The following is a 12579-nucleotide window of genomic DNA, read 5'->3' as shown; positions in this document are numbered from 1 at the left end:
CTGCGCACTTGCATGTACTGCGTAACTCACAGCAGAGCATCTGCGATGACCTTCATCGATCCCACAACCGCCACAGCACCGGCAGCTGCCAAGGAGCTGCCCTTCCCAGGCTTGTTGGCATACCCGATGGTTGGTACGCCTGCGGCGTTACCGGCTTCGACATCTCGTACGGCGTCGCCGATGAAGACGCACTCCGCAGGGGCGGAACCAGCGGCGTTCATGGCGTCCAGCAGCAGTCGTGGACTGGGCTTCATCGACGCCGGATCACCTGGGACGCGGCCAAAAACACCCGCTACCTGGCTGCTGAGACCATGTGCGTTCAGGTAGGCCCGAATGGCGCTGCTCGCGTTGTTGCTGACCATCCAGGCGGTTCGACCGGAATCGCCACAGGCTCGGAGAACAGCTTCTCCCCCGAGAGTTGGGCAAGCAAGTTGGATGGCTTCCTCTTCCAACCGCGTCAGCGCCGCATCCGCGATTCCCACGAGGTCCGGTCGTTCGGTGCTGATGCGTCGCAGAAGAGCGAGCGGGTCGGTCTCGCTCTCCCAGCTCGTCGACGGCCTCTCTCTGTAGGAGAGCAGGGCTGCGCGGAGGCGCTGGGCGACCTCCGGTGCGGGAAGGCCGGCGAAGACCGAGCAGATGGGGCCGTCGAAGTCGATCAGGACGTGTTTCACCGGCCGCAGTACTTCCGCAAGGTCGGCGTTCATGCGGGACGCTCGTAGGCGATGGTGGTCCACACGCTGTCGAACCAGACTTGGGCCTGCTGTACGTACTGGGAGCCCAGGGAGGCGTCGTCCGGGCCTGCGGAGTGGTGGAACAGGGTGGTGTCCTTCCCGGTGACGTCGTAGAAGGTGTGGCTGTCGCCGTCGATCGTCAGGGACCGCTCACGCAACGGGTAGAACCCGAAGAAGGCCTCGGAGCGGTTCAGGATGTACAGCTTGAACAGGCTCGACGCCTTGTGCACCTTCACCTGAACGCTCGCCGACTGAACAAGCCCGAGTTCGGCGAGAACCTCGACCGAGTGCGCGATGCCGCCAGCGTTGGTCAGCGCGATGGTACGGGCACGCTCCCGAAGCGCGGCCTCGTCGCGCAGCTCGTCCACGAGGACCGGTACGGCCATCGGCGCCGAGGTGTCCGGCAGCAGCAGCCGCACGCTGATCGTCTCCGGGGCGAGACGGCCTGAGCGGACCTTGTCGAGCGGTTCCTGCATCGCATTGTGCAGCGTCTCGCTGGAGAAGCCCGAGAAGTCGATGGTGACGTGTGGCTCGGCGAACGCGGCCTCCAGGTGCGGGCGCAGGCCGACCGGCCGTTCCGTCCGCTCGCGGACGAACGAGCCGCTTCCCTGCCGGGTGACGATCAGCCCTTCGCTCCTGAGGAGATCCAGGGCCTTGTCCACTGTTCCGCGGGCTACGCCGTAGTGCTTGGACAGCTCTGGCCCTGAAGGAAGTTTGTCGCCGGGCTGGAACCCCTCTCTCTTCGTGAGGATCGCGGCTCGTAGAGAGCTGCTGACCTGCTGGTATGGCGGGCGAGGGTCGTCCGGGTCGAGGCTCATACCCCAATGCTAATCCACATGCCCAACACAGCCGAGATGCTCAACTCTGTTGACCTGCCTAAGCAGGTTGTCTATGTTGAGCATGTCGCCGCCGCGAGGAGCGGAAGCGGCTGGAGGGGCCTTATTTGGGCTGCTCAGAGCACGGAAAAGGCTTCCGGCAATCGCGCCGAAAGCCTCAAAAACTGGGGCTGTCCCCATCCGCCAAGACCAGGACAGCCCCGCGACTCCTCGACAAGGAGCACACCAATCATGTCCCACAGAACGACTCTGCTGATCGCGCTCCGGGGTCCCTGTCATTGCTGCGGCGGTGAGGGGTGGATGACCTCCACCCAGAAGTGCGGGGTGTGCGAGGGCACCGGGCAGTGCGGCAGGCAGCGGTGAGCAACCTTCGGCACGCCTACCTCAACTGGCGGCCCGTCGGTCACCTGCCCGGCTGCCGCCGTCCCGCCTGGGACGTGCAGACCCTGCGCCTGGAGCGCCCCGGTGGGGTGAGTGAGTTGGGGATGCGGGCGGTGTGCTGGTCGTGCGGCACCGTCCACGACCTCACCGCCCACATCGCTCCCGACACCGACCCCAATCCCGACGTCGACGAGATGCGGTCGGAGGCGGACCTGCGGCTGACCGCGACCTGGGTCACCGGCTACGGCCAACCCGCCCTGCGGTCGGCCGGGCTGTGGCTGCACCCCGGCCCGGCCGTCCTGCGCCGCATCGGCACCCCGCCTGACCCGGTCGGCTACCTCCTCACCGCCACCCCCGCCGTCCCCCGCACCGCCACCGACGTCGCCGGCGTCATCACCCGCGGCCGAGGCGCGCGAGGAGGGACGGTGTGGGCAGCCGGCGTCGGCTACGACCCGCCCACCGCGGCCCGGCACGGCCTGCCCTCCCGGGGCGCTGCGGCCCGCTGGATCGCCGCCGCCATCGCCGCCCAGACCCCTCACTCATAGACCTCGAAGGAGCACGTCATGGGCAAGAAAGTCGACTTCGCCGTGTACCGGACCAACCACGACGCCCAGTTCACGATGGCCTACACCTGCGTGTGCGGTCAGCCGACCATCGGCTACAGCGACGACCTCAAGGGCCTGTTCACCGGCGAGTGCGCCAACGGCCACTCCTCCACCGTGATGGCCAGCTGACCCGCCGGACCTTCTCCGTTGCTGGTCCGGGGCGGCTCGTTTCCGCCAAGTCCCGACGCCGCCCCGGCCGGCTCCTTTTCCACTCTTCAGTAGTCAGGAGTTCTCGCCATCATGGCAAATCTCGTTCGCCTGCACACCACCGACGCGATCCGGCACACGGTGGGGGTCGAGCCCATCACCGAGGGCCTGCGTCTGCGGGACCCGTCACTGCCGACCGCGGCGCGTCTGGCCGTGGTGGAGCGCACCGGTGGCCGGTTCGGCACGGTGTGCACCACCGACGTGACCAACCACAGCGGCGCCGACCTGGGCGCCATGGCCCGCGTCTACGCCGACGCCTACGGCGCTCAGGCCCTGCCGCCTCTGCACCCGTCCCGGATGACCGGCGAGCAGCTCGCCGCGGCCTGGCGCATCGAGGGTGAGCCGCCGGTTCCTGAGTGCGCCTACGACCCCGAGATGCACACCGGCGCCGACGCTGAGACGTCTGGCGAGCAGGCCGCCCGCGAGGAGATCGCCCGCGAGGTCTGCGCCACCTGCCCCGCGCTCCTGCTGTGCGGCCTGTACGCCGCCGAAGTTCGTCCCTTCTCTGGGATCTGGGCGGGCCGTACGCCCGAGCAGGCCGACCGGATGGCCGAGTTCGGGCAGCGGGTGGCCTGACATGGAACAGCGTTACTTCTCCGTCCTGGCCCCGGCGCCGTGGAACAAGTCCGGCAAGACCCGCGTCACGGTGCGCACCGGCGGCTCGTACGCGGTGTACGTGTGCGTCGGTAACGCCCGGCTCGGCCTGAACGCCGACGAGGCGTGGGCGCTGTGGGCCGCGATGAGCACCGCCCTGGCCACCACCTTCGGCCCCATCCCCGATTGGGCCGCTCAGCAGGCCGACGGTAAGCCCGCCCCCACCATCTCCACCCCGGCCCCGACCAGCGACAAGGAGAGATGAGGTGAGCATGACCCGCTTCCAGTGCTCGGCCTGCTCGCGCCGTCACACCGCGCTGACCGGCTGCCCACGCTGCACCGACAGCGTCGGCCAGATCCAGCGCTGCCCGACCCACGGTGCTCGTCTGTCGGCCCAGTGCGGCGCCTGCCGCACCCTGACCCGATCCCGTGGCCGGTGATCGCCGTGACTCACTCCACGATGCACACCGCATCGATGTCCGATCGCGTCGTTGCCGCGCTGCAGCAGGAGGTAGCCGCGGTGCGAGGTGAGCTGGCTCGGGTGGACGCCAAGTGCGCCCTGCTGGTCTCCCTGGCCGCTGGGGGACTCGCCCTTGTCGCCACCGTCGACCTACCGACCGACATCGCCGGGGCGGTGACTGTTCTGCGGCAACTCGCCGGGTTCCTGTTCGCCGCCGCGGTGGGGGTGGTGCTGGTCGCGGTACTGCCCCGCATCCCCCGCCGTGGCGGTACAGGGTTCGTCGCCCACGCCCGGCACACCTGCCCGGCCGACCTGCTCACCGCTCTCACCCCCGACGTCGACGGCGCCGAGGAGGAAGCGGAACGACTGGCGGCCGAGGTGTGGCGGCTGTCTCGCCTGACCCTCGCTAAGTACCGGACCATCCGCGTCGCGGTGTGGCTGCTGATTGCCGCGACGACCACCGTGCTCGTCGCGCTGCTGCTGAGCCGCTGAAAGGAGGCCGTCATGACCACCATCCCCCTTCCCGCTCCGGAACCGGATGAGGTCGCCCGAGGGCTGGCCGCGCTGGAACGTCACCTCGCCCAGCACCCCCCGGCCGTCGACGTCCCCGACCAGACCGACCGGGCTGATCGGGAGGAGGTCAGTGGGGAGACCGCCCGGGTGCGGCGGTTGCGGGCCGAGGTCGCCGAGGCTCGCCGCCTGGCCGAACTGCAAGACGATGACACCCCTCTCCTGGTGGAGAGTCCGCGGGTGCGGCGGTTGCGGCAGGCCGCGCACGAGGCCGGACGGCTGGCCGAGCTGGCCCAGGACCCCGCCATGCGGATCTACCAGAGCATGCGGGTGCGACGGTTGCTGGTCGGCGTGGCGCTGACGTCGTTGACGCTCGCGCTGGCCTGGTCCACGGCCGGAGTGCAGGCGTTCGCCGCCGACGGCGCCCCTGTCGGGTCGCCGGTGTGGTGGTTCGCCTGGCTGGTCGAGCCGTTCCTGTCGCTGGCCCTGCTCGTTGTGGTCGGCGCCCGCGCCTATCTAGGCACCCGAGGCCATGTGCTGGACCACCCGACTCTGGTCAAGGTCGAACGGCTGTTCCTGGCCCTGACGGTCGGCATGAACGCCTGGCCGTACCTGCCGCTCGTCGCCGAGCCGTTCAACCTGGCCCGGCTGGTGCTGCACATCCTCGGCCCTGTGGTCGCGGTCGCTATCACCACCGCCCTGCCGGTCATCCTGGCCGCCTTCTCCCACCTTGACCAGCCCGCCCCTACTGGGCCTACGTACTGGGCAAACACCGAACTCGTGAACCGAGTCCGCGCCCTGATCCAGTCCGGGGAACTGCCCGACAGTCCGAGCGCGACCCGGATTCAGCGCACCCTGCGCTGCGGGATGGACGACGCCCGCGCCGTCCGTGACGCCCTCGCCGGGGGTGCCTGATGACCACCGTCGCACCTGTCCGGCACCAGCCGACGATCACCCGCACTGCCGGGGAGGTCAGCACCGTCTACCGGTTCGTGTGCCTGTGTGGCGCGGCCGGACAGGAGCACGCGGCCCGCCGCATGGCCCAGGTGGACCTGAACGAGCACGTTCTGTCCCTGCCGAAGGTGTCGGCCGCTGAGCGGTGCCAGGCCCCGCGCGCTCACGGCCGGTCGGCGTGGGAGCCGTGCGGTCTGTGCGCGAACCAGGGGGCCCTGTTCGACCTGGCGGGGGTGGATCGGTGAGTGTGCGTCCGCCCCGGGTGGTCTACGTCATCACCGACGCCCCGCCCCGACCGTTGCACGAACGTGTGCGGGACCTGTGCCTGAGCGTGCTGGCCTGGCTGCTGATGACGCTAGCCGTTCTCGGTCAGGCGCTGGGGCTGCTGATCGGCGCGCTGGACGCGCTGATCGCCGCCCGGCTCGGTACCCGCCGCATCGCCTACCTGGCCCGTCTGCTGCGCCAGGCCATCCGTGATTCCCGCTCTCACCGTTTCGGAGAGGACGACGACCTGTGAGCGACAAGCCCGGCCGTAGCCGCATCCCTGAACTGTCCAACATCCCCTGGCAGGGTCCGGTGGCCATCACCAACTACGCCAAGGTCGGCCGTGACCTGTGCCGGGACCTGGGCGAGGAACTCACCCTCGGCGCTGATGAGCTCTATGCCGTGCTCATCCGCTCCTTCAAGGGCCACCCGGTTCTGAGCGTGTTCGGGGCGCCGGATGTGCGCATGCGCGCCCGCCGGGTGGTCAAGCGGCTCAAGCGCGCCGCCGAGCTGCAGAAGGGTTCCGGGGTGGAGCTGGTGAAGTTCCACGCCCAGTTCCGCAAGGAGTTCGTCGACATCCTCCCGCAGGCCAAGCCCGAAAAGCGGCGTGCCGAGTTCAACTGGAACGATGTCTGATGGCCCGCCACGCGCAGCACGCGCCCACCGTCATCCCGGCCGTGCCGGACAGCCCGGGTTCCTGGGAGCAGGTCGCCACCCGCGAGGTGTCCAAGGCGCTGCTGTACTTCCCGCCCTGGCTGATCGGCGTCCTGCTGTTCGGGCTCGGGTTCGTCTTCCACGTCACCTTGCGCTCTGACGACCCGCAGGTGGTGGCGTGGACCACCGCCCTGATCACCGGGTGTGTGATCGGGCTAACGGGCCTGACGTGGCACCAGTCCCACGCCCGCAGCCCCGTCGGCCGGCTGCACACCACCCTGACCACCCTGGCCGGAGGGCTGTGGGTGTGCGCGGCCACCATCAACGGCCCCGCCTCCACGGTGACGGGCCGGTTGATCCTGATCGGCGGGGTCACCATGGCGCTGTCGTTCAACATCCGCACCGTGATCCGCACCAAGCAGATCGACGTGGCCGGGGCCGTCACCGACCCCTTGGGGTTCCTGTTCGGCCGCGGCGCCACCGCCGCCGGGATGCACGCGGTGGAGGCGAGGACCACGCGGGCGAGCGCGCACAAGGTCGAGGGGGCGGTACAGCTGGAGGCCGGACGGCAGACCGCCGACGACCTGACCAAGAAGCTCCCCTACGTCGAGTCCGGTATCGGCCTGCCGCCCGGCAGCATCACCACCAGCGTCGACCCGGACGACGCCAGCCGAGCGAAAGTCGTCATATCCGATCCGCGGGTGATGAAGAACCCGATCCCCTGGCCCGGCCCCTCGACGCCCGGCGCCTCCATCGCCGACCCGATCCGGCTGGGGCTGTGGCAGGACCTGGACGAGGTCGCCTACGTCATCACCGGCCATCACCTGCAGGTCATGGGCAAGACCGGCGCGGGCAAGTCCATCGGCGGGGCGTGGAACTTCCTGGCCGAGGCCGTCACCCGGGACGACGTGGCGGTGTTCGCGATCGACATCACCAAGGGCGAGCAGACCCTCGGCCCGCTCAAGCCCGCGCTGCACCGGTTGGAGACCACCAAGCAAGGTGCTCGCCAGTTGCTGGGCGAGATGCAGGCCAAGGTCAAGGAGCGTACCGACCAGCTGGCCGCCAAGGGCCTGCAGAAGTGGGTCAAGGGCTGCGGCCTGACCTACTGGATTCTGTGGCTGGAGGAGTTCCCCGACATCTTCGACGCCCTGTCGGACAAGGAGCAGGAGCAGTTCCTGAGCCTGGTCAAGGCCATCCGAAGCGCGGGCGGCACGGTGGTCCTGTCGCTGCAGCGTTCGGACTACACGCAGATGCCGACTCTGGCGCGTGGGCAGCTGGCCAAGATGTGCTTCGGCGTCGACTCGGCCGCCGATGCGTCCTTCGGCCTGTCGGAGCAGCAGGACGACGCCGGATGCCGCCCCGAACTCTGGTCGAACAAGCAGCCCGGCATGGCCTACCTGGACGCGCCCAGCATCCCGGACGAGCGGATCACGATGCCGATGCGCACCTACGCCTGGGGACTCGACGCCAACGGGGCCTTCGACGACGAGCGGGCCAACGCCGCGCTGCGCGCGCACGCCGCCGCCTTCCCGGCCGCCTACAAGAAGGTCGACCCCGGCACCGCGACTCTGTCCCGGCTGGACGCCTCCGCGCTGACCAGCCCCGCCCCGTTGCCCGCCCTGGACGCTCCGGAGATCCCGAGCGACGAGGACGCCGACGACGAGGAGGTGAGGAACGTGGCCGCCGAGTACCTGGCCACCGACGACCCTGACCCGGACGTGCAGGCCGACCTGGACGACGAGATCCCCGACATCCCTGACGGCGAACCTCCGATGACGTTCGCCGCACCGGATCGGGAGATGACGCCCGAGGAGCGCGGCGCCGCGCTGATGGAACGTCTGCAGGAGTTGTGGGACGACGGCGCCCGGGACTTCTCCTCTGGAGACCTCAAGCCCCTGTGGGAGTCGACGGACGTCTCCCGCTCCTGGGTGCAGAAACAGCTCAAGCGGCTGGACAGGGCCGGGGTGCTGGGCGGCTACGACGACGAGGCCCAGCGCTACCTGATGCCGACCCGGCCCGAGGTCTGACCGCCCCTTCCAGTGATCGCGTGGCACCCCCTCGGGTGCCACGGCGGGGGTCTGGGGGAGGGAGTTACAGGTCAGACGGGGTGCCACGCATCGTGGCACCCCCCGTGGCACCCCGTGTGGCACCCCCGTGGCACCCAGCGTGGCAGGGGCGTGGCACCCTCCGTGGCACCCCGTGGCAGCAAGATCAAAAACTTTTTGGCGCGCATCCCACGCGCAGCCGTACGAGCGAGACGCGCCCCTCGTTCTCTTCCATCGACAGGAGATCCACCCATGCTCGCTTTCCCGTACCTTCCCCGCGCCGCGCAGACAAGGCGGACGGCGTGAGCACCTCGGCGGGCAGGCTGCGGGTGATCCACCCCGGCGACGGAGACGGGGGCGAGTGGGCGCAGCCCCTGCCGCACAACATCGAGGCCGAACAGTGTGTGCTGGGGGCGGCGATGCTGTCGCCGACCGCGCTGGCCGCGATCCGGCCGCTGCTGGAGCCCGGGGTGTTTCACCGTCCGGCGCACGCCCGGATCTGGGAGACCATCACCGCGCTGGCCGATCAGGGGGCGCCCACCGATCCGCTGGCGGTGGGCGCCGCGCTGGGCCGGGACCTGGCAGCGGTCGGGGGTGCGCCGTATCTGCACACGCTGATCGCCATGGTGCCGACCGCCGTTAACGCCCCCTACTACGCGCACCTGCTGCGGGGGCTGGCCTACGCCCGTCAGGTCATCGCCGCCGGCACCCGCCTGGTCCAGCTCGGCCACGACACCACCACCGCCCACACCGAGGCCGCGCAGCTGCGGGCGGCCGTGACCGCCGAACTGGCCACCCTGACCGCCGTCGACGAGCAGGGGTGGTCGGAGCCGACGCCGTTGTCGGCCGTGCGGGAGGCCGCGGCGTTCCCGGTGTGGGCGCTGCCGTCCTGGCTGGGCGAGTACGCCGGGGCGGTGGCCGAGGTCACCCAGACCCCGCCGGACCTGGCCGGGTGCCTGGCGTTGGCGGTGCTGGCGGTGGCCGCCGCCGGACGGGTGTGGGTGCAGGCGCCCGCCTGGCGGGAGCCGACCAACCTGTACGTCGTGGTGGTGCTGCCGCCCGGCAACCGCAAGTCCGAGGTCTACGCCCTGATGACCGCCCCCGTCCGCATCGCCGAGAACCACCTCGCCGAGGCGGCCCGGCCGCTCATCGTCGAGGCCGAACTCACCCGGAAGATCGCCGAGGCCGAGGCCGACAAGACCGCCCGCATCGCTGCCAACGCCGACCCCGACCGGCAGACCGAGGCCCTGGCCGAAGCCTCCTCCGCCGCCATGGCCCTGGACGGCCTGACCGTCCCGGCCGAGCCGAAGCTGTTCACCGCCAACGCCACCGTGGAACGCCTGACCTCACTGCTGGCCGAACAGGGCGGCCGGTTCGCGGTCCTGGCACCGGAGGGGAAGATCTTCTCCATCCTGGCCGGCCGCTACTCCGGCAGCCCCGACCTGGAGGTGTTCCTGTCCGGGCACGCGGGCGAGGAGATGCGCATCGACCGCATGGGCCGCCCCTCCGAGCGCATCGAGTCCACGACCCTCACGCTGGGGGTGTGCGTGCAGCCGGGCGTGCTGGCCCGGCTCGGCGACACTCCCGAGTTCCGGGAGCAGGGCCTGCTGGGGCGGCTGCTGTACGCGCTGCCGACCTCGCTGCTGGGCTACCGCAAGGAGAACCCCGACCCCATCCCCGCCCAGGCCGCGCAGCGCTACGCCACCAACCTGACCGCGCTGCTGCTGTCCCTGCACGACCTGACCGAACCCGTCACCCTGCACTTCGACGCCGAAGCCGCCGAAGCCATCACGCGGCTGCTGGCCGACACCGAGGTACGGTTCCGGCCCGGCGGGGACCTGCACCACATGACCGACTGGGGCGGCAAGCTCGTCGGGGCCACCATCCGCATCGCCGCCCTGCTGCACCTGGCCAAGCACCTACGCGACGGCTGGCAGCGTCCGATCGACCTGGACACCTTCGCCGCGGCCTGCGAGATCGGCGAGTACTTCACCAGCCACGCCCAGACCGCCTACGACCACATCGGCGCCGACCCCGCCGTCGCCGACGCCCGCGCCCTGCTGGACTGGGCCGGTCGCACCGGCACGACTCGCTTCACCGCCCGCGAGGTCCTGCCCGCCATGCGCTCCCGGTTCGCCAAGGTCGCCGACCTGGACCCCGCCCTACGGGTCCTGGAGGCCCACGGCTGGATCAGGCGCCTGCCCACCGCCCCGCAGACCGGCCGGGGACGGCCCGCCTCTCCGGCCTACGAAGTCCACCCCTCAGCCACCGCGTAAACCCTCACCGGAGGTCACGCACTGGGTCCGCAGCGCCGCAGCACGTCAGCAAAAAACAACAGAAATGTTTTTGCTGATTTCTGCTGACGCGCTGCACCGCTGCAGACCCCTCCCCCACCCGAACGACCGTCACGCACCATCACCGCCTACGGAGTCTGGAAGGACACGCCCCATGCCCAGGGCCAGCGCCAAAAAGATCACCGTCGACTACATCTGCAAGGACCTGGAGATCAGCCGGTCCACCTTCTACGACTGGCGCACCAAGGGCCGCGCGCCCAAGTGCACCAAGCTCCCCAACGGAGAGCTGCGCATCTACCTGACGGACTACGAGAACTGGCTCGCCGACCGAGAGGACGTCGCTTGATCAACGCCACCTACGACGTGCGCGTCTACAAAATCGAGAGGCGCAAGAACAAGAGCGGCAAGGTGACGTCCTACCGGGTGCCGTGGCAGACGGCGGGGAAGCTGCGGAAGGCATCCTTCCCCAAGGAGGCCCAGGCGGACGCCTACCGCAGTTCCCTGCTCATCGCCGCACGGAACGGCGAACCGTTCAGCACCCTCACCGGAGAACCGATCTCATGGAGCCGGGCCGCGGCCGTCGAGATGAGCTGGTATGGCTTCGCGTGCAAGTTCGTGGACATGAAGTGGAAGGCGTCCTCGGCGAACTACCGTCAGGACATCGCGCGGGCGCTGGCCGCCGCCACGCCCGCCATGTTCGCCGGTGACCGCGGCAGGCCCGACGGCAAGCAGCTGCGGCACGCGCTCAAGCGCTGGGCGTTCAACACCAAGCAGCGCGACGAGGCGACCGGCGAGACCGCCGCCGCCCTGCGCTGGCTCGCCACCAACACCAAACCCGTCTCCGTGCTCACCGAGGCACAGGCCGTACGTGACCTGCTGGAGGTCGCGACCACCCGGCTCGACGGTAAGCGGTCGGCGACGAGCACGATCCTGCGGCACAAGACCATCCTGCAGAACGCCCTCGACTACGCCGTGGAGCTCAAGCTTCTGGAGAGGAATCCGATCAAAGAGCTGAAGTGGAAGCGGCCCCGTACCTCCTCCGAGGTGGACCGCCGGAGCGTCGTCAACCACGCCCAGGCGCGGGCGCTGCTGGCCGCCGTCGCGGCCCAGGAGCCGAGCGGCAAACGGCTCAAGGCGTTCTTCGCGGTCATGTACTACGCCGGGCTGCGTCCCGAGGAGGCCGTCAACCTCCGCGCGTTCAACGTCGTCCTTCCGGCCCTGGTCGAGAACCCGGAGACGGGACGGATGGAGGAGCCCGCGGACGGTTGGGGGGAGCTGAGCTTCGCCGAGGCGGCGCCGTTCGCCGGTCGGGAGTGGACCGACGACGGCGCGCTCCGCGAGGTGCGTCCGCTCAAGCACCGTCCGGACGGGCACACCCGCACCGTGCCGTGCCCGCCGGAGCTGGTGAGGATTCTGCGCGACCACCTGGCGGAGTTCGACGACGGTCCCGGGGGCCGGCTGTTCTACGGAGTCCAGGGCGGGGAGCTGCCGACCATCACCTACCGGCGCGCGTGGATCGCCGCGCGGGGCGAGGCGCTCACCGCCGCGGAGGCCGCCTCACCGCTGGCCAGACGGGTCTACGACCTCCGGCACGCCTGCGTCTCGACGTGGCTCAACGCGGGGGTTCCAGCGACCCAGGTGGCCCAGTGGGCGGGACACAGCGTGGAGGTCCTGCTGCGGATCTACGCCAAGTGCATCGCCGGTCAGGACGAGACCGCCCGGCGCCGGATCGCCGACGCCCTCAGAGAGACGTGATCCCGTGGGAAGGCATTGGGAAGAAGTAGCCGCAGACGACCGGTGACGGTCGTGGCCAGCCGGACGTGAAAGAAGCGCCTCTGACCGGGAAACACCAGGTCAGGGGCGCTTTTCCTATGGTCACAAGAGGTAGGGCGGGCGGGACTCGAACCCGCGACCCAGGGATTATGAGTCCCCTGCTCTAACCGGCTGAGCTACCGCCCCTCGCGCACGCCGTACTGCCGCATTCAACCAAAGGTCGGCGCCGTTCGCACATCGGCCGAGCGGGACGGGGCCAAGATGTGACCTT

The 12579-nt window shown here is 70.0% G+C and carries 17 protein-coding genes and 1 tRNA gene; 15 read left to right on the top strand and 3 right to left on the bottom strand.

Annotated elements, in window-relative coordinates:
- Positions 1 to 26 precede the first annotated feature (26 nt).
- The gene (locus ABZ463_RS09545) at positions 27 to 704 is read right to left on the bottom strand and encodes an HAD-IA family hydrolase (protein ID WP_362774804.1); all 678 of its coding nucleotides are present in this window, start codon (positions 702 to 704) and stop codon (positions 27 to 29) included.
- Positions 701 to 1549: a GntR family transcriptional regulator gene (locus tag ABZ463_RS09540; RefSeq protein ID WP_362774801.1), complete on the bottom strand. Its 849-nt coding sequence runs from the start codon at positions 1547 to 1549 to the stop codon at positions 701 to 703. Before ABZ463_RS09540 ends, ABZ463_RS09545 begins: the two co-directional genes overlap by 4 nt.
- Positions 1550 to 1798: 249 nt before the next feature.
- On the opposite strand from ABZ463_RS09540, the gene ABZ463_RS09535 reads away from it, so the two are divergent.
- The 15 genes from ABZ463_RS09535 (at position 1799) to ABZ463_RS09465 (ending at position 12290) form a co-directional block, all read left to right on the top strand.
- Complete coding sequence (locus ABZ463_RS09535) at positions 1799 to 1930, top strand: hypothetical protein (protein WP_362774798.1); 132 nt, start codon at positions 1799 to 1801, stop codon at positions 1928 to 1930.
- Entirely contained in the window at positions 1927 to 2493 is a 567-nt protein-coding gene (locus ABZ463_RS09530; protein ID WP_362774795.1) for a hypothetical protein, read from the top strand. Before ABZ463_RS09535 ends, ABZ463_RS09530 begins: the two co-directional genes overlap by 4 nt.
- 18 nt (positions 2494 to 2511) lie before the next feature.
- A complete protein-coding gene (locus ABZ463_RS09525) occupies positions 2512 to 2682 on the top strand; it encodes a hypothetical protein (RefSeq protein WP_362774792.1) in 171 nt (56 codons plus the stop codon).
- Between the two features lie 111 nt (positions 2683 to 2793).
- Positions 2794 to 3336 (top strand): WhiB family transcriptional regulator, encoded by a 543-nt coding sequence (locus tag ABZ463_RS09520; RefSeq protein ID WP_362774789.1) that lies wholly within the window; start codon positions 2794 to 2796, stop codon positions 3334 to 3336.
- Between the two features lies 1 nt (position 3337).
- The gene (locus ABZ463_RS09515) at positions 3338 to 3619 is read left to right on the top strand and encodes a hypothetical protein (RefSeq protein WP_362774786.1); all 282 of its coding nucleotides are present in this window, start codon (positions 3338 to 3340) and stop codon (positions 3617 to 3619) included.
- Between the two features lies 1 nt (position 3620).
- Positions 3621 to 3794, top strand: a complete 174-nt coding sequence (locus ABZ463_RS09510) for a hypothetical protein (RefSeq protein WP_362774783.1) — start codon at positions 3621 to 3623, stop codon at positions 3792 to 3794.
- Positions 3795 to 3829: 35 nt separating this feature from the next.
- Positions 3830 to 4306: a Pycsar system effector family protein gene (locus tag ABZ463_RS09505; RefSeq protein WP_362774780.1), complete on the top strand. Its 477-nt coding sequence runs from the start codon at positions 3830 to 3832 to the stop codon at positions 4304 to 4306.
- Positions 4307 to 4318: 12 nt separating this feature from the next.
- A complete protein-coding gene (locus ABZ463_RS09500) occupies positions 4319 to 5239 on the top strand; it encodes a hypothetical protein (RefSeq protein ID WP_362774777.1) in 921 nt (306 codons plus the stop codon).
- On the top strand, positions 5239 to 5523 hold the full coding sequence (locus ABZ463_RS09495) for a hypothetical protein (protein WP_362774774.1): 285 nt from the start codon (positions 5239 to 5241) through the stop codon (positions 5521 to 5523). Before ABZ463_RS09500 ends, ABZ463_RS09495 begins: the two co-directional genes overlap by 1 nt.
- Complete coding sequence (locus tag ABZ463_RS09490) at positions 5520 to 5795, top strand: hypothetical protein (protein ID WP_362774771.1); 276 nt, start codon at positions 5520 to 5522, stop codon at positions 5793 to 5795. Before ABZ463_RS09495 ends, ABZ463_RS09490 begins: the two co-directional genes overlap by 4 nt.
- A complete protein-coding gene (locus ABZ463_RS09485) occupies positions 5792 to 6178 on the top strand; it encodes a hypothetical protein (protein ID WP_362774768.1) in 387 nt (128 codons plus the stop codon). The genes ABZ463_RS09490 and ABZ463_RS09485 overlap by 4 nt, the downstream gene beginning before the upstream one ends.
- The gene (locus ABZ463_RS09480; protein ID WP_362774765.1) at positions 6178 to 8223 is read left to right on the top strand and encodes a hypothetical protein; all 2046 of its coding nucleotides are present in this window, start codon (positions 6178 to 6180) and stop codon (positions 8221 to 8223) included. Before ABZ463_RS09485 ends, ABZ463_RS09480 begins: the two co-directional genes overlap by 1 nt.
- 320 nt (positions 8224 to 8543) lie before the next feature.
- Complete coding sequence (locus ABZ463_RS09475; protein ID WP_362774762.1) at positions 8544 to 10517, top strand: DUF3987 domain-containing protein; 1974 nt, start codon at positions 8544 to 8546, stop codon at positions 10515 to 10517.
- A 172-nt stretch (positions 10518 to 10689) separates the two neighbouring features.
- A complete protein-coding gene (locus tag ABZ463_RS09470) occupies positions 10690 to 10881 on the top strand; it encodes a hypothetical protein (RefSeq protein WP_362774759.1) in 192 nt (63 codons plus the stop codon).
- Positions 10878 to 12290, top strand: coding sequence for an integrase (locus ABZ463_RS09465; protein ID WP_362774756.1), 1413 nt, complete (start codon positions 10878 to 10880; stop codon positions 12288 to 12290). Before ABZ463_RS09470 ends, ABZ463_RS09465 begins: the two co-directional genes overlap by 4 nt.
- Before the next feature lie 130 nt (positions 12291 to 12420).
- Here the strand turns inward: ABZ463_RS09465 and ABZ463_RS09460 are convergent.
- Positions 12421 to 12494: transfer RNA gene (locus tag ABZ463_RS09460), tRNA-Ile, on the bottom strand.
- Positions 12495 to 12579 lie beyond the last annotated feature (85 nt).

It is taken from the genome of Streptosporangium sp. NPDC020145, assembly GCF_040631275.1.
In the GTDB taxonomy this organism is placed as follows: Bacteria; Actinomycetota; Actinomycetes; order Streptosporangiales; family Streptosporangiaceae; genus Streptosporangium.
Note: the sequence above shows the minus strand (reverse complement) of the source record. Positions and strands in the feature narration are given on the sequence as shown.